At 60.3% G+C, this 21,924-nt stretch carries 21 protein-coding genes and 2 tRNA genes; 20 read left to right on the forward strand and 3 right to left on the reverse strand.

The annotated features are described in order from the left end of the window. Positions 1-361: 361 nt before the first annotated feature. The 9 genes from RY113_RS04120 (at position 362) to RY113_RS04160 (ending at position 5,981) form a co-directional block, all read left to right on the forward strand. A complete protein-coding gene (locus tag RY113_RS04120; RefSeq protein WP_110106343.1) occupies positions 362-607 on the forward strand; it encodes a hypothetical protein in 246 nt (81 codons plus the stop codon). Beyond that, a complete protein-coding gene (nadD, locus tag RY113_RS04125) occupies positions 582-1,283 on the forward strand; it encodes a nicotinate-nucleotide adenylyltransferase (RefSeq protein WP_110106344.1) in 702 nt (233 codons plus the stop codon). The genes RY113_RS04120 and nadD overlap by 26 nt, the downstream gene beginning before the upstream one ends. Then, on the forward strand, positions 1,283-3,031 hold the full coding sequence (locus RY113_RS04130; RefSeq protein ID WP_315913643.1) for a hypothetical protein: 1,749 nt from the start codon (positions 1,283-1,285) through the stop codon (positions 3,029-3,031). The genes nadD and RY113_RS04130 overlap by 1 nt, the downstream gene beginning before the upstream one ends. Positions 3,032-3,063: 32 nt before the next feature. Continuing rightward, positions 3,064-3,456, forward strand: coding sequence for a ribosome silencing factor (gene rsfS / locus RY113_RS04135; protein ID WP_110106346.1), 393 nt, complete (start codon positions 3,064-3,066; stop codon positions 3,454-3,456). A gap of 46 nt (positions 3,457-3,502) precedes the next feature. Further along, a complete protein-coding gene (locus RY113_RS04140; protein WP_315913644.1) occupies positions 3,503-4,270 on the forward strand; it encodes a histidine phosphatase family protein in 768 nt (255 codons plus the stop codon). A 110-nt stretch (positions 4,271-4,380) separates the two neighbouring features. Beyond that, positions 4,381-4,456: transfer RNA gene (locus tag RY113_RS04145), tRNA-Ala, on the forward strand. Positions 4,457-4,517: 61 nt separating this feature from the next. After that, a tRNA-Ala gene (locus RY113_RS04150) sits at positions 4,518-4,593 on the forward strand. 198 nt (positions 4,594-4,791) lie between these two features. Beyond that, positions 4,792-5,520, forward strand: coding sequence for an FCD domain-containing protein (locus RY113_RS04155; RefSeq protein WP_315913645.1), 729 nt, complete (start codon positions 4,792-4,794; stop codon positions 5,518-5,520). 44 nt (positions 5,521-5,564) lie between these two features. Then, on the forward strand, positions 5,565-5,981 hold the full coding sequence (locus RY113_RS04160; protein ID WP_315913646.1) for a YchJ family metal-binding protein: 417 nt from the start codon (positions 5,565-5,567) through the stop codon (positions 5,979-5,981). Here the strand turns inward: RY113_RS04160 and RY113_RS04165 are convergent. After that, positions 5,975-6,973 carry an MIP/aquaporin family protein gene (locus RY113_RS04165; RefSeq protein WP_110106350.1) on the reverse strand — a complete coding sequence of 333 codons (999 nt, stop codon included), beginning with the start codon at positions 6,971-6,973 and terminating at the stop codon, positions 5,975-5,977. The two genes, RY113_RS04160 and RY113_RS04165, sit on opposite strands and share 7 nt — an antisense overlap. 141 nt (positions 6,974-7,114) lie before the next feature. Here RY113_RS04165 and RY113_RS04170 point away from each other — a divergent pair, with 141 nt between their 5' ends. Further along, positions 7,115-8,296 (forward strand): methyltransferase, encoded by a 1,182-nt coding sequence (locus RY113_RS04170; protein WP_315913647.1) that lies wholly within the window; start codon positions 7,115-7,117, stop codon positions 8,294-8,296. Between the two features lie 132 nt (positions 8,297-8,428). Beyond that, entirely contained in the window at positions 8,429-9,694 is a 1,266-nt protein-coding gene (locus tag RY113_RS04175) for an ROK family transcriptional regulator (protein WP_315913648.1), read from the forward strand. Here the strand turns inward: RY113_RS04175 and RY113_RS04180 are convergent, their stop codons facing one another. Then, entirely contained in the window at positions 9,695-9,892 is a 198-nt protein-coding gene (locus RY113_RS04180; RefSeq protein ID WP_315913649.1) for a hypothetical protein, read from the reverse strand. It abuts the gene before it with no gap. A gap of 161 nt (positions 9,893-10,053) precedes the next feature. On the opposite strand from RY113_RS04180, the gene RY113_RS04185 reads away from it, so the two are divergent. The 9 genes from RY113_RS04185 (at position 10,054) to RY113_RS04225 (ending at position 20,606) form a co-directional block, all read left to right on the forward strand. Continuing rightward, positions 10,054-11,061: a MoxR family ATPase gene (locus RY113_RS04185; protein WP_315913811.1), complete on the forward strand. Its 1,008-nt coding sequence runs from the start codon at positions 10,054-10,056 to the stop codon at positions 11,059-11,061. Between the two features lie 27 nt (positions 11,062-11,088). After that, on the forward strand, positions 11,089-12,033 hold the full coding sequence (locus RY113_RS04190) for a DUF58 domain-containing protein (protein ID WP_308467740.1): 945 nt from the start codon (positions 11,089-11,091) through the stop codon (positions 12,031-12,033). Beyond that, positions 12,023-12,493: a hypothetical protein gene (locus RY113_RS04195; RefSeq protein ID WP_315913650.1), complete on the forward strand. Its 471-nt coding sequence runs from the start codon at positions 12,023-12,025 to the stop codon at positions 12,491-12,493. The genes RY113_RS04190 and RY113_RS04195 overlap by 11 nt, the downstream gene beginning before the upstream one ends. Then, positions 12,484-13,467, forward strand: a complete 984-nt coding sequence (locus tag RY113_RS04200) for a VWA domain-containing protein (protein WP_315913651.1) — start codon at positions 12,484-12,486, stop codon at positions 13,465-13,467. Before RY113_RS04195 ends, RY113_RS04200 begins: the two co-directional genes overlap by 10 nt. After that, positions 13,464-14,462: a vWA domain-containing protein gene (locus RY113_RS04205; protein ID WP_315913652.1), complete on the forward strand. Its 999-nt coding sequence runs from the start codon at positions 13,464-13,466 to the stop codon at positions 14,460-14,462. Before RY113_RS04200 ends, RY113_RS04205 begins: the two co-directional genes overlap by 4 nt. Beyond that, entirely contained in the window at positions 14,459-15,271 is an 813-nt protein-coding gene (locus RY113_RS04210; RefSeq protein WP_315913653.1) for a hypothetical protein, read from the forward strand. The genes RY113_RS04205 and RY113_RS04210 overlap by 4 nt, the downstream gene beginning before the upstream one ends. A gap of 389 nt (positions 15,272-15,660) precedes the next feature. Further along, positions 15,661-16,623 carry a methylenetetrahydrofolate reductase gene (locus RY113_RS04215; RefSeq protein ID WP_315913654.1) on the forward strand — a complete coding sequence of 321 codons (963 nt, stop codon included), beginning with the start codon at positions 15,661-15,663 and terminating at the stop codon, positions 16,621-16,623. Positions 16,624-16,704: 81 nt separating this feature from the next. Then, entirely contained in the window at positions 16,705-19,020 is a 2,316-nt protein-coding gene (gene metE / locus RY113_RS04220) for a 5-methyltetrahydropteroyltriglutamate--homocysteine S-methyltransferase (protein WP_315913655.1), read from the forward strand. A 173-nt stretch (positions 19,021-19,193) separates the two neighbouring features. Next, on the forward strand, positions 19,194-20,606 hold the full coding sequence (locus tag RY113_RS04225; protein WP_315913656.1) for an aldehyde dehydrogenase family protein: 1,413 nt from the start codon (positions 19,194-19,196) through the stop codon (positions 20,604-20,606). 56 nt (positions 20,607-20,662) lie between these two features. Here RY113_RS04225 and RY113_RS04230 read toward each other — a convergent pair whose 3' ends face one another. Further along, positions 20,663-21,595: a LysR family transcriptional regulator gene (locus RY113_RS04230; RefSeq protein WP_110106361.1), complete on the reverse strand. Its 933-nt coding sequence runs from the start codon at positions 21,593-21,595 to the stop codon at positions 20,663-20,665. Between the last annotated feature and the right edge of the window lie 329 nt (positions 21,596-21,924).

A 21,924-nucleotide genomic window follows, 5' to 3' on the forward strand; every position in this document is an offset into this window, starting at 1 on the left:
GCGGGTCCCTCGGGCCTGGGGGCCCAGTGCGTTAGGTGTGCTCCCACTACTCGCAGGCTCGCGGCGGGTCCCTCGGGCCTGGGGGCCCAGTGCGTTAGGTGTGCTCCCACTACTCGCAAGCTCGCGGCGGGTCCCTCGGGCCTGGGGGCCCAGTGCGTTAGGTGTGCTCCCACTACTCGCAAGCTCGCGGCGGGTCCCTCGGGCCTGGGGCCTGGCTTGGAAATTAGCCACGTGTGGCCCACACGGCGCGGCCGGTGTCCCTGAGCATGCCGATTGCACGTACCATTAGAAGCAATACAAGCAACAATTGGCCTTGGTGCGGTGACATAACCGCCAGGCCACGTACCCAAGGGGAGAAATAATGCTGACCCAGCTTGCCGGCGTCGTACTGGCTGCCGCAGAAGAACACGATCTTGCGCCGCTGATTGCGCCGCCGTATGTGATTGGCGGTACTATGCTTGCTGCCCTGCTGCTGCTGATGTTTGTTACGGTCTCTTTCATGAATTTGGGCAACCGCCACAGTGTTGTTGAAGCAACTGAAGACCCGCACCGCCAGCACACCAACAAGCACCTGCACAACGATGGCCAGGCGTCTTCCCATCACTGAGGGAACCCCCCGGGTATCTTGCGCTAAAGGTACCCGGGACCGTCTCCGGGTTGGAGTCATGGGTGGCACGTTCGATCCGATCCACCATGGACACCTTGTTGCAGCCAGTGAAGTTGCGAGCGTCTTCAAGCTAGACGAAGTCATCTTTGTGCCCACCGGCCAGCCATGGCAAAAGTCAAAAGGCCAGGTCAGCGCCGCTGAACACCGCTACTTGATGACTGTCATTGCAACGGCTGCGAATCCGCAATTCACGGTGAGCCGTGTGGATATTGATAGGCCAGGGCTCACATACACCATTGACACATTGCGTGATTTGCGCAGGATGCGTCCTGAAGCGGACTTGTTCTTCATCACAGGTGCCGATGCCATGGCGCAGATCATGTCATGGAAAGACAATGAAGAACTCTGGGATTTGGCCCACTTTGTGGGTGTCACCCGGCCAGGGCATGTGCTCGATGACAGAGGGCGAACCGATGTAAGTTTGCTGGAAGTGCCTGCTATGGCAATATCTTCTAGCGACTGCCGCCAGCGAGTGGCAGAGCACAATCCCGTTTGGTACTTGGTTCCGGACGGTGTGGTGCAATATATTGCCAAGTACGGGCTGTACGTGCAACCCGTAACAGATGCCGGAGCAGGCATAGTGCCGGTGACTAAAGAGAACCGAATGAGTAAGTGATGAGCAAGGAAACAGAGCCGATTCGTAGTCGCAGAGAAATGCGCGAGCAATCTGCACACAGAACGGGTGCCCCGGAAGTCTCCGCGGTGCCTGAGATCATGGCGCCTGTTTCGCCTGCTAACCGGGCTCACGGGGCAACAGAAGTACCAACAGGCACCGCCGACGCCGGCAAGGAAGTCAGCGCCGCGGAGGCACCGTTACCTCGGGAACGTCAATCACAGACTCGGGCACGCGACAGGGCTGCCTTGCGTGCCTACAAGGACCTTGTCGATCCGGGCGAACTGAGCCCGCTGCCATCACGAAAGACGCTTCGTCAGGCTCAGCTTGATGCAGAACGGGCACCCATCACGGCAGTGAACCCTGTCATCTCCGTCACCTCACGGGCGGGAAAGGCGGGTGCTTCGCCTCAGACGAGTCAGAGCCCGGCTGTGGCGTTAACGGATACCCACGCTTCCCACACCACCAGCGAGGCCTCGACGGACAGCACCCGCGATGTCCCCGCGGACGCCACCGAGCAGTCTGCCTCTGCTGGTGCCCCTACGCCTGCTGGAAGTGCGGTTCCGGGCCTAACGCCTGTGCCGCGTACCAGGGCAGGGCGCCGTGCAGCCCCTGCTACCAGCCGGAGGCAAACCGGGACCAGTACCGCCTCTGCAGGTACTGATGATAAAAAGCTGCCCGGCGCATCGGCGCCTGAGGCTGTGACACCACTGGACGTGCCGCCGGCCGCCGTGAAAATGCCAAGCCCACCGACAGCTTTGCCTAGCAGTGCCGCCCCGTTCACCGTGGATCAGGCTGGCGCAGACCAAGCTAACGCGTCCATCTCAGCTGATGGCGAGGGTGCGCCAAGCCCGCAGACTGCCGCAACACCTGACGCCGCCGCTGCCGCGGAAGTTCAGGCGCAGACACCGCTTGAGAGTAAACTTGAGCGTAATTCTCCTCCCATGCCCGGACTTGTTCCCGGTGGGAGCTATTATCCGATCTCGGCGGGGCCGTCAGTTGCTCCCAGCACTGAAGAACTTCAAGTGCTGGCAGCCAAGCGGGCTGAATCGGAAAGGGCCGCTATTTTGGCCCAGCGCGCACAGGCCCGTGAACGGCTGGTTCAGGAAAATGCCAAGAATCGGCGTCCGCCGGCTGACCCCACGGCCACGAATAACTTGGCCATGGTTACGCCCATGGAGTTTATTGACGTACCCGGGATGGACCAGCGCGTTATGCGTCCGCCGGCCACTACCCATGTGCCAATTGTCACACGTTCCACTCCGCGGCAGGCGCCAGCCAAGGCACGGGCAGTGGTGCAGCCCAGCCGCGAAGCGTCAGAGGAAATCCCGGAATCCGGCCCCACCGTGCCCAACGTTAGTGCTGAGAGGTTCGATGCGGCGCTGGCAGCACGTGCCGTGCACCGCCCTGGTCCGGGAAACCGCCCTTTGACGGGTGGCAGGAGTAGCACCATCAAACGTGCTGAGGCCATGGCGAACGGGGAGCATGCTGCTACTGCTACTGCTACTGCTACTGCTGCTGATGTGTCAGGTCCTTATCCCTCACACGCCGCGACTGCAGCGGAGCCGGTGCAACGCTCACAAATGCCCCCCATGCCCGCAGACTACGCGCACGGGCTCGAGCCCCTGGATGCCATGACTGCCGGGCTGAGACGAACGCAACGCAACCTGCTGATTCAGTGGGGGAGTATTATTCTTGGCGGTGCGGCTCTTGTGGTCAGCGTCATCGTGATATTGACCAATACTCTTTAAACAAGATTTTTTCAACAATCAAAGGAACACCAGTGACAGCATCAGAAACGTCGATTGACTTGGCACGCGCGGCAGCGCGGGCAGCATCGGAAAAATTGGCTCAGGATGTGACAGCCATCGATGTCAGCGACCGCTTGGCTATTACGGACATCTTCTTCATCGCCTCCGCAGCAACTGAACGCCAGGTCAACGCCATTGTTGATGGCATCGAGGACGAACTGCACAAGTTTGGTCTGCGTCCGGTACGCCGCGAAGGCCGCTCGGGAGGCCGCTGGGTTCTTCTGGATTACGCCGACATTGTGGTCCATGTCCAGCATGAAGAGGACCGCGTTTTCTACGCACTCGAGCGTCTTTACGGGGAATGCCCCATCATTGACCTTCAGTTGGATGCGGCTGACCCCTCAGCTGCTGCCGTAACAGAGTAGTAGGAAAAAGAATCAGCACTGTGATTGTCCCTTTGGGGGACCTTGGATGGGACGGTGGCCATTGATAGCCAACCAAACACCGGGACGTTCAGTTCTGCAGCCCGCCGGCCCGCGCCGGCGGGTCATCTTTTGGCGCCATGGCCGCACATCATGGAATGCTGCCGGACGCTTTCAGGGTCAGAGCGATATTCCTCTGGACGAGGTGGGAGCATCTCAGGCTAGCCGGTCCGCGGCACTTCTAGCCGGCAAGCTCGGTTCTGCCGTCTCCGGTGGGCATCCGGTGCAGATACTTTCCTCCGATCTTTCCCGGGCTTTCTCCACTGCCCAAGAGCTGGCATCCCTCACTGGTGGTCCTATTCAGGTGGATCCACGCCTGCGTGAAACCTTTGGTGGTGAGTGGGAGGGGAGGACTTTCGATGAGATAATTGCGAGCTTTCCCGAGCAGATCAAACAGTGGCAACGTGATGAACCCGGTGTCCGGGCCGGTGGTGGGGAAACCCGGGTTGAAGTAGCCCAACGGATGGTTGATGCCGTTCTGGAAGGTGTCTCTGTACTGCCCGACGGCGGCACTCTGGTGGTCACCACCCACGGAGGAGCCACCAGGGTAGCCATGGCTAAGCTGTTGGGTCTGCCGGAGCCGTTGTGGCGCACCTTGTCCGGGCTCTCCAATTGTCATTGGTCTGTGGTTGAAGCTGCCCATTCCGCTGATTCAGGACCGGGAGTGGACCACTGGAGGCTACTTGAACACAATGTTGGGACGCTTCCGGAACCGTATGAATCACCCGAAGGTCTTGACCAGCCTGTAGAGGACTAGGCGCCCTGAACACGCCGATTTGGCACTACGGTAAAACGTGTTCTAGGATAGACAGGTTGCTTCAGCCAAGACCGCTAGGTCAAGGAAAGCGGCAAATAAATACAGTGTTTGGGGCTGTGGCGCAGCTGGTAGCGCACCTGCATGGCATGCAGGGGGTCAGGGGTTCGAGTCCCCTCAGCTCCACCAAACACGCTGAATGAGCTAAAGAAGTTATTCAGTGGGTTTACAACTAAATATCGTTAGTTTTGGGGCTGTGGCGCAGCTGGTAGCGCACCTGCATGGCATGCAGGGGGTCAGGGGTTCGAGTCCCCTCAGCTCCACCAAAACAAGGTCCGGCCATTCGTGAGAATGGCCGGATTTTTTCTTGCCCTCCGTGTGGGGGAGTTCCTCTGCCTGGGCGTGAAGCGTTGGCAACTGAGCCGGATTACGGATTTACTCCCACGCCTCGCTGCTTGCTCGCTCTGTGCCAAAAAACGGGTGCCGATTCACTCTCTGGCGGCACTGAATGCGAGAATGATCCAGTGCACGTCTCAGAACCCGATCCCACGCCTATTACCCGCAGCTACGAGGCGGTGCTGAACAGTATTGAAGCCGATCTTCGCGACGGCAAGATTAAAGTGGGCGATCAATTGCCGGGGGAGCGGGCCCTGGCGTTGAAACACGGTATTTCCCGCGCGTCCGTCCGCGATGCGATTCGTGTCTTGGACGTGATGGGAGTGGTCCGCACAGGAGTAGGCTCCGGACCGCAATCCGGTGCTGTGGTCATAGCCAATCCTCGAGCCGGACTGGCGGCAACACTTCGCCTACATATGGCAACGAGTCATTTTCCCGTTGCAGACATTGTCCAGACTCGCATCATGATGGAGACGTGGGCGGCTGTGGAAGCTGCCGGGAAGCCACGCACTGCCAGCCAAGAGGCCACCCTGCACCAACTTTTTGAAGCCATGGCAGCCCCCGGCCTGGACCGGGAGGAATTCCATGTCTTGGATGCCGCCTTCCACGTGCTGCTCAGCTCACTGGCAGGAAACGCGGTTGTCACGGCCATGATGGAATCCCTGCGCTTGGCCATCCAGAGCTATGTCAGCGAGGCCATTGACAGTGAAGCCAAGTGGGACTCCATGGTCCCATCCTTGCGTACCCAGCACGGTGAGATCCTTGCCGCAGTGCTAGCCAACGACGGCGTCCGGGCAGCCAAAGAACTCAAGAACCACATCGAATGGTTCCATGCACAAACCCACCCGCTCCAATAGATCCACTGAGCATTGAGGAACTAAGGACAAGAAAGGTGAGAACCATGACGACGGACACAATGCGCTGCCCCTGCCACAGTGGGGAACTGTTGGTCAATTGCTGCGGGCGCTACCTAGACAGCGCCAACACTGTGGCCCGGACGTTCCCGCCCACAGCAGAGGCGCTGATGCGCTCACGCTTCAGCGCCTTCGCCCTGGGCGATGCCAGCTACCTGCTGCGAACCTGGCACAGTGACACTCGCCCTGAGACTTTGGAATTGGACCCCGACCAGAAGTGGTATCTATTGGAAATCCTCGGAACTGAACGCGGCGGTCCCTTTGAGCGTGAGGGCGTGGTGACTTTCCGCGCACACTACCGCTCAGCGGCGAACCGTAAACTGCGGGACTCCTTCACGGAAACCAGTAGCTTTACCAAAGTTGGCAGCCAGTGGCTGTATGTCCAGGCCTTGGAGTGTCAGTAGTCTTCCTCTTCTTCGGCCGGACCCGGTTCCGTCTTATCCTGGTCAATGCGTGGCTTACCACTAGCAGCTGCCTCCTGATCCGCCAGTGCGCGGCGGGCATGCAGGATATCGCCAATGAACCAGTCGTAGAGCAGCACGCCTATGATGCCGCCAATGAGCGGACCTACAATAGGCACCCAGAAGTACCAACTGAATGCGCCAGGAACCCCCGTGATGGTGCCCGGCAAGGCAACATCACCCCAGCCTGCTAGCCACGCAAACACGCGAGGACCAAAGTCACGGGCGGGATTGATGGCGTAACCGGCGTTGGCGCCGAAGGACATCCCAATGGCCGCCACAGCGAAGCCGATCATCAGCGGTCCCAGATTGGCCTTAACAGCTGTGTTGCGCAAATCGATGATGGCCACAATGAAGATCACCAAAAATGCAGTACCAACAATCTGGTCAATCAGCGGGATGGTCAAATTGCCCTTGAAATACGGCGCAGGGAAGGTGGCGAAAATGGAGAACGTGGCTAAGCCGCCGGCTTGATCCCGTTGTGTTTTGGATGCGGCGTTGAAGGCGTCAATGGCGTTGAAATAGACTACGTAGAGCAGCGCCGCAGCCGCAAAAGCTCCCACAACCTGAGCCACCACGTAGGGAATAACCTTGTTCCATGGAAACTTTCTCCGGACGGCGAACGCCAACGTCACTGCGGGGTTCAGGTGTGCCCCGCTAACGCCACCGGCCACATAGACGCCTAACGCTACCGCCAACGCCCATCCCCACGTGATCAGTAGCCAGTCCCCGGCAGCCATGAAAATTGTTGTGTCAGTCGCGGCGCGGCCACTGCCAGGTAGCGCAGCTACGGCCATGGCTACAACACCGTCACCAAAACAAATCAGGACAAAGGTGCCGAGGAATTCAGCCAGGACCTCTCCCCACACACCTCCAACACGTTTGAGTCCGCTGCCATCACGGACGGTTCTGCGAAGTGGCGTAATTTGACTCATAATAATCATCCTTCGAGTCGTCGATGACGGCGACGTATCTGTGACTTAGGTGATTGCCTCAAGTATATATCCTGTGTGATTTTGGGCACCAAGGCAGGGGAAGAAACTTGGGCTGAAAATGCGGCGCGGTAGAGTTGGTCGGTGGAGGAAAACAGTGAACTTGAGGGCATGGTCTTTGATTTTGGGCACTTGCGGAGGTTCCCGGACATAGAGGCAGAGAACCTCTTCGCCCATGACGCCACAGACGAGCTGATCCTCCAGCAGGCCTATGCCGCGCTGGAGACCTCCGCCCCCGGATCCGTCACCGTGTTGGGGGACCGGTATGGAGCGCTGACCCTTGCCTCTGCAACGGTTCATGATCTGTCCGGACTGCGCGTGAGCCAGGATGGTATTTCAGGGGAATATGCGTTGGCATTCAACGCAGACCGCAGCGGACACGCCGATGTGTACACGTCCATGGCGTTGGGGCCGGAGCTCTTTACCGAGGCAGAGGTTGTGTTGTGGCAGTTGCCGCGCAGCCTCGACGAACTGGCAGAAGTGGCGGCCCTTATCAGCACCTACGCCTCGCCAACCGTGCAAGTTTTTGCTGGCGGCCGCATCAAGCACATGACCCTGGCCATGAATACAGTGCTGGCAGAATACTTTAGCTCAGTTGTTCCAGGGCGGGCCTGGCGAAAATCCCGCCCACTGCACCTCAGCGGCCCACGCAAGGAGGCAACGGCGCTGAGCTTTCCAAAAAAGGAGTTCCATGCGGAGCAAGGGCTCTGGATCTGCGCCCACGGGGCTACGTTTGGTGGCACAAAAATTGATGTCGGCACACGCTTCCTCCTCGACTATGTTCCCCAGATGCGCCCGGATGCGAGCCTGGCCATTGATTTGGGCTGTGGCAATGGCACCATTTCAGCGGCCCTGGCCAAGGCCCGTCCGGAGCTGAAGGTCATTGGCACGGATCAGTCTGCTGCGGCGGTGGCCTCAACAACAGCCACAGCGCTGGCCAACGCTCTGGCCGATCAAATTGAGGTGGTCCGTGATGATGCGCTGGCCGGGTTCGCCTCTGGCTCAGCGGAGTTGATAGTCCTGAACCCGCCCTTCCACGTGGGGGCCACCGTGCATGCCGGAATTGCACATAAATTGTTCGCAGCCACAGCACGTGTACTGGCGCCTGGGGGAGAGCTGTGGTGCGTTTATAACCGCCATCTGGACTACAAGGGTGCCTTGGCGAAAGCGGTGGGAACCACGCGCGTAGTAGCTCGTAACAGCAAATTTACTCTCACAGTTTCCACCAAGGCGGCATCCGGTACGGCCGAAGGCTCTAGTTCTTAACCTGAAGTTTCGCGCGCCCGCCGTGGCGTTCACGAGTCGCCACCTCCGCCGGGGTAATCTGGCAGCTGGGGAATGGGGCCGGCTTCATCCACGAGGCCGGCAATCAGCAGCTAATGATTTGTCAAGGAGATAATGTTGGGACTTCCCAATATGGTTGTGCCCCAGCGCCGCCGCGGCACAAACCTCCCTAAGATGGGGGATTTCAACCAGGCAGTGATCCTGGACTCCATTCGACGTTCCGCGGAAGGCCTTAGCCGGGTTGAACTGGCGGCTTCGGCCGGGTTGGCGGCACAGACAGTATCTAATATTTGCCGGCGCCTTCTGGATTCAGAGCTCATTGTGGAAGCCGGCAAGGAGACCTCGGGCCCGGGGAAGCCGCGCACCATTTTGCGGTTGAACCCCAAAGGCATGTACGCGATCGGGCTTCACATTGATCCGGCGACCACCAACTATGTGTTGTTGGACGCGGTAGGGACCGTGCTGGTCTCGGTGGATGAAGTCACTGATCTTGCCAGCCCGCCGGCACAGGCCGTTGCCGCCATGGGTTCTCAGATTCGCCGCATCATTGCCGAATCCGGTATTCCCGAGCACCGTATTGCCGGTGTGGGTGTTGCTACGCCGGGCCCTGTTGATGCGGGCAGTGGAACAGTGGTTGACCCGCCCCATATGACGGGCTGGAATAGGGTCCCTCTGCGAGACATCTTGCAGGGCTCAACCGGGTTGCCTGTGGTGATGGACAAAGACGTCACGGCCTCGGCAGTGGCCGAGCTGTGGGCCGGGGCCGAGAATAACGCCACGGATTTTGTGTTTGTGTACATTGGCACGGGTATAGGTGCCGGCTTGGTGCTGAATGATCAGGTAGTGAGGGGTTCCTCAGGTAACGTGGGAGAGATTGGGCATATCATTGCGGACCCCGACGGCCCGCCGTGTGATTGTGGGCGGCGCGGCTGCGTGAAGGTCACCTGCATGCCCGAAACCTTGGTAGCTCAAGCCCGTGCTGTTGGTGTTCTTCCCGCTGCGCCCGAGGGCGTGGAACCGTCACTTCCTGCGGACCTGGCGGCTCTTGCGGAGGCCGCTGCCCAGGGAAACAGGAAAGCCAAAGAGGTGTTGGCGCAATCGGCACGGCGTCTTGCTGGCGCTGTTTCGGTCCTGACCAACCTGCTCGATGTGGACAAGGTGGTGTTCGGCGGTCCCTTCTGGCCGGCTCTGGCAACCACCTATCTGGAGCTGATTCCGGAGCTTCTGAGGCAGCTAAGCGTCACCAGTTGTGTGCACTCGGTGGAAGTCACCGGCACCGTGGTGAACTCGGGTGAGGAAGCGTTTGGGGCGGCCTGCCTGGTCATGGAAAAAACGTTCAGCCCCAATGCCGCACAGTTGTTGCTGGACGCGAAGTTCTGATCAGTCCGGTCCTTCAATAATCTCGCCAAAGTGAATGGCAGGATCGGTGTGGGCCTGAAGGGCATGCGGGGTCACAACCACCCGCACCCCGTGGGTTTTCTCGGCCACTGACTGCTGCAGCACCGGGCGGACTGTGGCAATGAAGTTCTCATCCTTGCCTTGTAGGTACTCCTCATAGACAGCTGGCAACTGGTTCATGGGTTCACTCTAGTCCGCGCCGTGCACTCTGGACAGTGGGCATGGGAAGTTCTCCCCATTGTGGGAAAGCCACTAAATGTATGAACTTGTCTATAAGATCCACCCCGAAATTGTGTCCGAAATTGTGTCAGAAATTGTTTCAACGAAAGGCCCCCTTGACAGTGTTATCCACCAGCGTGAACCCGTCCCTCGATCAGGCGGAGCTGGCGCATGCGCAGCAGGTTCTGAACAAGATCTCGCGCAGCTTTGAACACAAGGTGGTGGGACAAACCCGGTTACGGGAAACCCTGCTGATCTCCCTGATGACCGGGGGCCACGTCCTGTTGGAATCCGTTCCGGGCTTGGCGAAGACCACGGCCGCACAGACCCTGGCAGAATCAGTCAGCGCACTGTTCCACCGGATCCAGTGCACCCCGGATCTTTTGCCCAGTGACATTGTTGGCACCCAGATTTACGACGCCGCCCAAGGCACCTTCGCCACGCAGCTGGGTCCCGTGCACGCCAACATTGTGCTGCTGGATGAGATCAACCGCTCCAGTGCCAAGACACAATCTGCCATGCTCGAAGCCATGCAGGAACGTCAAACCACCATTGCCGGCCAGGTACACCCGCTGCCACACCCGTTCATGGTCCTGGCCACCCAGAACCCCATTGAGCAGGAAGGCACCTACCAGCTCCCCGAAGCCCAGATGGACCGCTTCATGCTCAAGGATGTTCTGGATTATCCCAGCCCCGTGGAGGAAGCCGAAGTCATTCGGCGTATTGATTCCGGGGTGTTCCTAGCCGGGGCGGCGCCAGCTCCCGTGGCAGGGCTGGCCGATATCGTTGCCCTGCAGGACGCCGTCAAAAAGGTTTATCTGGACCCTGCTCTTATCAATTACATTGTGGGGCTGGTCTATGTAACCCGCCATGCCGGAGCGTACATTGACCCTGCGCTGGCCAAGCTTATTGAGTTTGGTGCCAGCCCCCGCGCCACCATCGCCTTCACCCAGGCATCGCGTGCTTTAGCCCTGCTGCAAGGACGGGACCACGTGATCCCCGAAGACATCAAGGCACTGGCGGAACGTGTTTTGCGGCACCGGATCATTCTGGGCTTTGAAGCCGTGGCGGAAAATATTCGGGTGGAAACCTTGATTGCCGCCATCCTTGACTCAGTTCAAACACCGTAGCCTGCCGTGAGTAGCCTCTTGACTGGCGTGAAAGCAAAGATGTACATCTTTGCGCACCGCCGGGCCCGCGGTGTCCTTGACGGAGAGTACGCTTCCATTTTCCGCGGCCGTAGCCTGGACTTCGATGATCTGCGCGATTATGTTCCGGGGGATGAAGTCCGGGACATCGATTGGAAAGCCACTGCCCGGGTGGGGACGCCGCTGATCAAACGCTACGTGGCTACCCGCCGCCAACAGGTACTTTTTGTGGCTGACACTGGCCGGAACATGGCTGCAACCTCTCGCGGCGGCCAGATCAAAAAGGATATTGCCGTCATGGTCATGGGGGTCATCGGCTTGCTGGCCTGCAGACACGGTGATTCCGTGGCCCTTATCCACGGAGACTCCAACGCAACCGCCGCACTGCCCGCCAAAGGCACCGAAAGTCATGTGGAGAATGTGTTGCGCCGCATGGATGCAGCCTCAGAGGACAGCGGGCGCAGTGAGCTGTGCACGCAGTTGGAGTATGCTGCCACCCACATCAAGGCCCGCACACTCCTGGTGGTTGTTGCGGATGAGCTCGCACCCAACGAGCGCCTCGCTAAGGTGCTTCGCCGGCTCAACGCCCAGCATGAAATCCTGTGGGTAGAAATTGCTGACGCCATCTTAGCCGGACCCGGTGCTGTCCACGGCTCTGCCGGAAGGTCAAGAGGCAGCCTGGACAAGGGCGCTACGGCATCTGCACACCTAGCATCCGGGTGGGCGGGCACCGAGGTTATGGCAACTGACGTTGAGGGGGAGCGGCAGGTCCTGCTGCTACTTGCCAATGATCCGGAACTTGCCCGCAGCTATGCCCAAGCTGCCGCCGAAAGGTCCCAGGGGCTGGCCGAGCTGCTGCGTACCCAGGGAATTGCCATGACCTGTGTGGGTGCCACAGAGCAGGTCATGACTGCTGTCTTCGCCTTGTTGGAGAGGCATCGACGTGCCCGCTGACACAACGTTTTATGCCCCCATTGGCTACTCGGCGTGGTGGCCGCTGCTGGGGGTGGCGCTGCTGATCCTGTGCGCCGCAGCGGTGGCCTGGATCTGGGTCGCCACCAAGCCGGCCGGCACCATCGGCGTCCCCAATTTTGTTCCGCCACGGCACCCGCAGGGCGTCAAAGCCAAATACCTGGCCCTCATTGATGGGCTGCAAAACCAGCACGACGCCGGACACTTGGCTACGCGCGCAGCCCACAGTGAGCTCAGCCTGGCTGTGCGCACCTTCGTCCATGAGATGACGGGGTTGCGGACTCAGCGCATGACACTCACCGAGTTGCGTGAGCACCGCCTGCCACTGGCTGAGGAGGCTGTGGAACTGTTTTATCCGGGGGAGTTTTCCCGCACAGGAGGAGACCGCTTAGTGTCCGACTCGGCTCAGGCGGCTAGGAATGTGGTGAGAGAATGGCGTTGAAATACTGGTGGTTGCTGCCTGTGGGGCTGGCCGTTCTTGGTACTGTCCTTGTACTGCTGTTCCGGCGTGGAACGGCGCCGGTGTGGCGCCTTCCGGTGGCCCATACCGAACGGCTCACGGCCCTACCCGCCTACCAAAACGCGCTGCGCCAGCGCCGCGCGTGGCTCACTGTGGCGGTTGCTGCCGTTGCGGTTTTGGCGCTCTCGCTGCTGGTGGCCGCGGCCCGGCCCGTCACGGAGCGGACAAGCATTCCTGAACAACTTAACCGGGACATCATCTTGTGTCTGGATGTCTCCGGTTCCATGTTGGATACCGATGAGGCCATTGTGAGTGTTTTTTCCACCTTGGTGGCGAACTTCAAGGGTGAACGGATTGGCTTGACCATCTTTGATTCAACGGCCGTCACAGTTTTTCCGCTCACGGACGACTATGAGTTTGTGGCGAATGAGCTCAAAATTGCGCAGAAGGCGCTGAACCCGGACGCGAGTTCCTTTGATTATTTCACTGGAACATATGAGGCGCCGGGCTCCTCTCTCATTGGCGACGGATTAGCCAGCTGCATCAACGGCTTTCCGGCAGCAGCCCAATCCCAACGATCCAGATCGGTCATCTTTGCCACCGACAACCTCTTGGCAGGAAAACCCTTGTTCAGCCTGGCGGAAGCCACCACGCTGGCTCAGAAGGACAAGATACGTATCTATTCCCTTAACCCCAACGACTTCGGCATGGAAACATTCTTGGGCAAGGCCGCACAAGGCCTCAAGACGACCTCCACCTCCACGGGCGGGGCCTACTTTGCGCTGGAGAGTGAATCTGCGGTTCCTGGAATTGTGCAAAAAGTGCAAGCCACTGAGGCGGCACTGCTCAAGGGCGCCCCGCAGCGCAGTGTGCTAGATCAACCAGGTTGGGCCTTGGGTATGGCGCTGCTTTCCCTGCTGATGCTGGGTGTAGCTGGTTGGCGGCTTCGGAGATGAGCCTACTGCCGATCCTGCCCCTGTGGCTGTACCTGGCTCTGTCTCTGATACTGCTAGCCGTTGCTGGCTTCCTTCTGCTCAAGGGGGCCACCGCCGCCCGTTGGCGCTACGCAGCCTTGGTTGTGCTGGTCTTGGTTGCTGGAGCCCGGCCCGGACTGGTGGGCGCGCCCGCACCAGTAGCGAACACCGAACTCAACGTGTACTTTGTGGTTGATGTGACACCCAGTTCAGCTGCCGAGGACTTCAATGGAAAATCTCCCCGGATTGAGGGAATGAAGGGGGACATTCAAGCCCTGGCCACCGAACTGGCTGGGGCCCGGTTCTCCCTGATCACCTTTGATAGCAAGGCCTCCGTCACGCTTCCGCTGACCACCGACGCAACAGCGCTGGCCACCATGACTGAGGTCATCTCACCCAAACCGGCCTACATCTCTCAAGGCAGCAGCATCAGCGTGGCCCATCAGCTGCTGGCCCAACGGCTGGCGGATTCTGCGAAGAACCACCCGGAGCGGCCGCGGCTGGTGTTTTACCTCGGTGACGGGGAACAAACTGCAGCTCAAGCACCCGAACCGTTCAAGGACAAGATGGAACTGATAGATGGTGGCGCTGTGTTGGGGTACGGGACAACTGCCGGAGGAAAAATGCGTGAGTACAGCTTCAGCAGTACCTCCTCCGGGCCCTACATTCTGGACAAAAGCGCCAACTATGCGCCAGCGATTTCCCGTATTGATGAGAAGGTGCTGGCTGGCATCGCCTCCCAGCTGGACGTGCCCTATGTTCACCGGGAGCAGCCGGGAAACATTGCTGCGGCGTTGGGCAAGTCTGCCCCCAAGGTTTCTTCCTCGCCGGGTGGAACAGAGGCCCGTGTTGGTGCCGGGCGCACTGAATTATATTGGCTCTTCGCTTTGGCCGCTTTTGGTGTGGCCACCGCAGAACTAGCCTCACTGAGCCGTGCCCGCCGTGTCTTGGCGGCGCCCCGAAAGGACCGCGCATGAATGCTTCTTCCTCGGCAGCGCAACCCGGGCCAGTTGCATCCAGTGGGACTGCATCCAGTGGGACTGCATCCAGTGGGACTGCACCCAGCGGGGCTGGCGACGCCCGGCAACGGCGGAAGAAACTGCTGCTCTGGAGCGCACATGCCATCCTTGTCGCCGCCGTTGTTGCACTGAAGTTGCTGAGCCTGCCACTCGCCGCAGGGCAGGCCGGCGCAGCCTACGGCAGCTCTAACGCGGACGGGACCGTGCACGCCGGGCAGGCCATGGGGGTACTGAACCTGGTTGAACGGTACAAGTCCCACTTTGCCGTGGGTGATGGATATGTGCTGCGCGGCGACTTTGAACGGGCCAGGAAGGAATTTGCCACGGCCTTGGAGCTGGTCCCCGCAAAGGAGTCATGCAAGGTTCGGGTTAATTTGGTACTTAGCCTAGAGAAGTTGGGTGAGGAGGGGCAGAAGGCGGGGGACACGGCGCGTGCCCTGGAGTTCTTTGCCCAGGGCAGCGCAACTGTAGAGCAAGCGCCGCGGGACTGCTTCACCCCTGATAGTGCCAATAACAGCGACGGTGAAGGTGATGCGCTGCGGGACGCTGCGCAGCGCCTGAAGGAGAAGGCGTCCGCCTCCCAAGATGGTGGCCAGGACGGCGAAGGCGGCGAGAGTGAGCCGGGGCAGGATACGCCGGCGCCACCCGCCAGCAAGCTGGACAAGCTCAAGGAATCCGGCCAGAAAGCGCAGCAGGAACGTAGCAAGGGCCAGAAGTTGGATGAACTGCTTGAGGAAGAGCCAGAGCAGCACCCCAAGCCGTGGTGACGTGTGCATCTTGGAGTACAGAGGGACTCTGACTGCTCACTTATTCGGTCAAGGTGCAGGATTCACTAGCTTCTCCGAATGTAATTGCTGAAATATTCCGTAAAGGCGCGTAGTAATTCGATCATGAATTTGCGCTGCATGTCACGGGGTGCTTATATTTGGTGCACGTTATCTCCTCAACGTGTGTCAGCGACCTTCGGATTAATCGAGGGTGTGGGTGCCCCCATGTGGGTCTGACATTTGCTCGCGGATCACGCCCGCTCGCTGTTGCTCTCTAGACAGCTCCGGGTGGTCTGCGCCGCTTTCTTCGAAAATGTGATTGTTGCTGCCTTCCGGTGTTCTAGACGCTTGGGGCAGCAGCGGCCAACCCATCCTCAAGGACCCAGCAAATGTCTCCACCGAGCCTGATACAGGTATCGGCGCCAGCTTCACAAAGTGCGCCGATAGCCCTCTCTTACGAACTCTTTCCACCCAAGAATGCGGCCGCGGAAGCCACGCTGTGGCAAACCATCCGTGAATTGGAAAGCACCAATCCGGACTACGTCTCCGTCACCTACGGTGCCAATGGCAGTAACCGCAACACAGCAGTGGAACTCTTGAACAGGCTCCTGACGGAAACCTCACTGAGACCGTTGGCACACCTGACCTGCGTGGGAAATACGGCTGATGAACTTGCCGAGATCATCTCTGAACTGCTCGACCATGGTGTGCGCGGCATCCTGGCCCTGCGCGGAGATCTGCCCCAGGACGGTCCCGCCGAACCACGGGCTGGATCCTTGGCCTACGCGCAGGACCTCATTGAGTTGATCCGCCGTGTGGAGCAGCGCCGTTCGGCGTTGCTCTGTGCCGGCAAGGTTGCTATTGGTGTGGCGGCCTACCCTGCGCGGCACCCGGAGTCACCCTCGATTGAACATGATGTGGAGGTCCTCCTGGCCAAGCAGCGCTCAGGAGCCGACTTTGCCATCACCCAAGTGTTCTTCCATGCGGACCAGTACCGCGACCTTGTGAGCCGGGCACGCCGCGCCGGGGTCAGCATACCCATCATCCCTGGTGTCATGCCGCTGACCAGCCTGCGCCGGGTCCAGCGTTTGGGTGATCTGACGGGTGTGGAACCCTGCCCCAAGCTGCTGGATAGTCTGGGCCGGGCCGACAACGCAGCACAGAGCCGCCGTGTGGGGGTCAAGGCCACAGTGGACTTGGCCCGGGCGGCCTTGGACGCTGGCGCACCCGGTATTCACCTCTACACCTTCAATGAACATGCCGCCGCCCTGGAGGTCCTGAATAAACTCGAACTACTGCGTCCGGGACGGCCCCAGCTGGGCTCCAGAAGTGCCGCATCAGCCTTGGCCTAACACCCGCCTTGGCCAAGCAATGGCCGCTGCATCTGACTTTTTTATCTTGAAATATTTGTCTTAAAAATCTAAGGAAATTCCATGTCAAAGAACACTGCATTCCCCTCCGCCTCCCTACTGGGCTACCCCCGCATTGGCCGCCGCCGCGAACTGAAGAAGGCCATCGAGGGTTTCTGGGCGAACAAGATCGACGCCACCGAGCTGGATGCTGCCGCCAAAGAAATCCAGTTGGGTACCGCCCGCCGCCTGACTGAGCTGGGACTGAACGAAGCGGCAGCCATTCCCGGCACGTTCTCTTACTACGATCAGGTGCTGGACGCCATCACCCACATCGGTGCCGTCCCGGCCCGCTTCGGTGAACTGCGCAACGCCGATGGCCAGCTTGACATCAACGCCTACTTCACTTTGGCTCGCGGCACGGTTGAGCAGCAGCCGCTGGAAATGACCAAGTGGTTCGATACCAACTACCACTACCTGGTGCCGGAGATTGGCCCGGAAACCACTTTCTCACTCACCTCAACCCGCGTGGTGGAGCAGTTCGAATACGCTCTGGCCAACGGCTTTGAGACCCGCCCGTACCTGGTTGGCCCTGTCACGTTCTTGCTGTTGAGCAAGGCCAGTGATGAAGCCCCGGCAGACTTCAACCCGCTCTCCCGCCTGGAAGAGGTACTGCCGGTCTACGCTGAACTGCTGAGCCGCCTCGGTGCCGCCGGCGCCTCCTGGATCCAGCTGGACGAGCCCGCCCTTGTTGCCGATCAGGATGTGCCCGTTGCCGAAATTCAGGCTGCCGTTGCACGCAGCTACGAGGTACTCGGAGCAGCTGCTGGCCGCCCGCAGATCCTTGTCTCCACCCCTTTCGGTGCACTCAGTGAACTGCTGCCCACCCTGGCTGGCGCCCCCATCGAGGCTCTGCACATTGACGCCTTCAAGGGTGCCGTTCCTTCCGCGGAAGAGCTGGCCCTGCTCGCAGGCAAGACCGTTGTTGCAGGTGTAGTGGATGGTCATAACATCTGGATCAACGATCTGGCCGAATCCGCTGCGCGGCTGGATATTTTGAAGGCTGCCGGTCTAGCGGTCACCGTCTCCACCTCTACCTCCACCCAGCACGTCCCGCATGACGTCACCGAGGAAACCCAGCTCTCTGAGGAACTACGCAGCTGGTTGGCGTTCGCAGACCAGAAGGTCACCGAAGTGGTGACGCTGGCAGCGCACCTGGTGGACCCGGCGTCGTCCGCGGTAGCCATTTGTGAAGCCTCTGCTGTCATCGCATCACGGGCAGTAGCCGCTGGGGTCAAGCGCCCCGAGGTCCGTGCCCGCTTGGCAGCCCTGACCCCGGCGGACTTCAACCGCTCCAACTTTGCCATCCGCGAAGCCGCCCAGGATGAGGCTCTGGCCTTGCCGCCACTGCCCACCACCACCATCGGCTCCTTCCCGCAGACCGGCGAAATCCGCTCCGCACGGGCCCGGGCAAACAAGGGCGCCATTACGGCGGATGAATACACCACCTTGATGAAGGAAGAGATCAAGCGCGTGGTGGAGCTGCAAGAAGAACTCGACTTTGACGTGCTGGTCCATGGCGAGCCCGAGCGTAACGACATGGTTCAGTACTTTGCCGAAAACCTCGAAGGCTTTAACGTTACGGTTCACGGCTGGGTCCAGTCCTACGGCAGCCGCTGCACCCGTCCTTCCATCTTGTGGGGGGATGTCACCCGTGAGAAGGCCATCACCGTTGAATGGGCGGAATATGCGCAGTCACTGACGAACAAGCCCATGAAGGGCATGCTCACGGGCCCTGTCACGATCCTGGCCTGGAGCTTTGTCCGTGACGATCAGCCCTTGGGTGACACCGCCAACCAGGTGGGCCTGGCCTTGCGTGATGAGATCGCGGATCTGGAAGCTGCCGGCATCAAGATCATCCAGGTGGATGAGCCTGCCCTGCGCGAGCTCCTCCCGCTGCGCCGTGCCGATCAGCCCGCCTACCTGGACTGGTCCGTGAATTCCTTCCGCCTCTCCACCGCCGGAGCTGCCGACGCCACTCAGATCCACACGCACCTGTGCTACTCCGAGTTCGGTGTCATCATTGATGCCATTGACGGTCTGGACGCAGATGTGACCTCGATCGAGGCTGCCCGTTCCCGCATGGAGGTTGTCAACGACCTCGAGAACCATGGCTTTGGCCGCGGTGTTGGCCCGGGCGTCTATGACATCCACAGCCCCCGCGTCCCCGGTGCGGCCGAGGTCTCCGAACTGCTCGGCACCGCCGTCAAGCACGTGCCGGCTCGCCAGCTCTGGGTCAACCCTGATTGTGGACTGAAGACCCGTGGCTACGCCGAGACTGAAGAGTCCCTGCGGAACCTGGTTCAGGCCACCAAGGAAGTCCGCGCCCAGCTCGTCTAACACGCCCGCTAGCTCCACCAGCGAAACCTGCTCCACCAGCGTCACCCTCAGCGCCTCTGGCCTCTCCTCACGGAAAGGCCAGGGGCGCTGTGCTTTTGGCCACTAGCGCACATTACCGGGGCACGTTACCAGCGGGTAACGTCCAGGTCCCGGGGAGAGGGTAGATTAAAGCCATGAGCGTACAAGAGAGTGTGGCAAGCGCCCGGGCAGTTTTCACCAGCGGCACCACGAAGCCCTTGGCGTGGCGTGTCAGTGCGTTGAAGGCCATGAATAGCATGCTCGTTGAGCACCGTGATGATTTTTCCGCAGCCCTGGCCGCAGATCTTGGCAAACACCCGGCCGAAGCCTGGCTGACAGAGATCGGCTTCCTCACCGCCGAGATTTCCCACACCTTGAAACATCTTGAGCAATGGCTCAAGCCACGCCCAGTGCCCGTACCCTTGGCGCTCCAGCCAGCACGGGCCCGCACGGTGCTGGATCCGCTCGGCGTGGTGCTGGTCATTGCGCCGTGGAACTACCCCATCCAACTACTTTTGGCCCCCATGGTCGGAGCCCTCGCGGCCGGGAACACCGTTGTGGGCAAGCCCAGCGAGATGGCACCTGCCAGCTCGGCGGCGCTGGCCCGCTGGGTCCCGGAGTATCTTGACGGCGCCGTGAGCATTGTGGAGGGCGGTGTGGCCGAAACCACCGAACTGTTGGAGGAGCGCTTCGACCACATTTTTTACACCGGTAATTCTCGTGTTGGACGGATCGTCATGGCCGCCGCAGCCAAGCACCTGACACCGGTGACGCTGGAACTGGGCGGAAAATCGCCGGTCTACATTGACGAGTCAGTGGACATGATTGCCGCGGCACGCCGCATTGCCTGGGGCAAGTTCATGAACGCCGGGCAGACCTGCGTGGCGCCCGATTATGTTTTGGGCACTGACGCCGCACTGGCCAAACTTGCCAAGGAACTTCCGCTGGCCATCGAGGACCTCTACGGTACCGAGCCTGCACATAGCCTGGCCTACGGGCGGATAATCAATGACCAGGCCTTTGCCCGTATTGCCGGGTTGCTGGCAGAAGACTTAGCGGAGCACTCCGGCTCCGCCCTTGTCAGTGGCGGGCGTACGGATGCGCCCACCCGCTACATCGCCCCCACAGTGCTCCATGTGGATGCTGATGCCAAGCTTATGGAGGCGGAGATCTTCGGCCCGGTGCTGCCGCTGCTCACCGTCAATTCGGCCGCAGAGGCCATCGCCTACATCAATGCGGGGGACAAGCCGCTGGCCCTGTACGTCTTTAGTGAGGACGACGGCGTACGGGCGCAGTTCCTGGGCCAAACCTCCTCGGGCGCACTGAACTTTGGTGTCCCCGTGGCGCACCTCTCGGTGCCCGGCCTGCCCTTTGGCGGTGTGGGGGAGAGCGGCATGGGGGGCTACCACGGGCAGCACTCGGTGGCGACGTTCTCACATCACAAGGCGGTGTTGGAAAAGACATTGTTCCCGGACACGCTCGCGCTGATCTACCCGCCGTTTGGTGCGGTGAAAAAGCAGCTCATCAAACGCTTTGTGGCACCGGCCAAGAAGTTCCGGAAGCAGTAACGGCGCCTACAATGCCGAGCCAGCGCCGGATGGGCTCGCCATCACGGCGTGAGGACTCACGGTGTCCGGTCCACATGGCTGATATCCGTGACCTCTGCCAGGATGCTGGCCAGTTTGTCCACAAACACCTCGACGCGGGCCGTGCGATTCTCATTGATGAGCAGGGCAAAGATATTGCGGGCCAACCGGATTTCAGGCACGTCCAGGACTACCACGTTCTCGGGCCGGGCGGCCAGAGCCAGTTCCGGGACCAGTGCTGCGCCCAGCCCCACTCCCACCAGTTGCAGGCTGGCATTGAAATCGTCGCTGTAGGCGGCCACGCGCGGATGCAGGTTGCAGCTGGCGAAGAGCCGCTCTATCACGGCGGCGTCACTGGTCCCGGGATGGTGCATGATCCAGGGCATGTCTGAGAGGTGGGCAGCGTCCATGGTGGAGCCCGGGCGAATGCCCCAGGACGCGGGAAGGACAACACGAAAATTATCGTCGCCAATCCACTGCCGGTTCAGGCTGTGCGGCCACGCCAGCCCTGACTGACCTACCTGATACACCAGGGCCACATCCAGCTCTCCGCCCGTGCGCAAGCCGCCAATGGTCTGCTGCGGTTCCCCCACGGAGACGTGGAGATTAATTCCCAGCTCCGGCCACTGTGAGGAGCCAAATAAGCGCGGCAGGACATAGGTGGCCAGCGAGGGAAAGATGCCCAGCCGCAATTCCTGGCTTGTCCCCTCAGCCGTGCGTGCGCTCGCAGCCAACAAGGCATCTATATCGGTCAGCACCTTGGTGGCATGGCGGCACATGACCAAGGCGGCTTCCGTAGGCAGGATGCTGCGTGCTGAGCGGTGAAATAAATCGACTCCGGAATCACGCTCCAGAGCTGACATCTGCTGTGAAACAGCCGACGCCGTGTACCCCAGCGCGGTGGCTGCGGCGGCAAAGGATCCGCGGCGAACAACTTCTAAAAGGGTGCGCAGGTGCAGGGGATTGATCACAGGATGGCTCTTTCTGCCGGAGCGGCTGATTCCTAAGCAAGCATAAGCAAGCATAGACGGGCTGTGGTGGTGCACATGGGCCAGCCGCCCCGGCACGACACGCCGAAATTATGAGACACGCCGCACGTTTAGTGTGCACCCAGGCTGTCCACAGCCTGTGGACAGCTCGGTTTAAACGTTGAGTTCACGGGCTTTTAATTCTCCTAGGCTGTGGACGAGCGGTGCATAATAATGACATACTTGTAATACATCATGTAGGGGTCGGTGCTGGAGACTCGCACTACATGTAGTATCTATTACAGAATTCAAGCGGTTCTGAAAAGGGCCGC

Origin of the sequence: Arthrobacter sp. lap29 (assembly GCF_032458965.1) — a bacterium.
Classification (GTDB): domain Bacteria; phylum Actinomycetota; class Actinomycetes; order Actinomycetales; family Micrococcaceae; genus Specibacter; species Specibacter psychrochitiniphilus.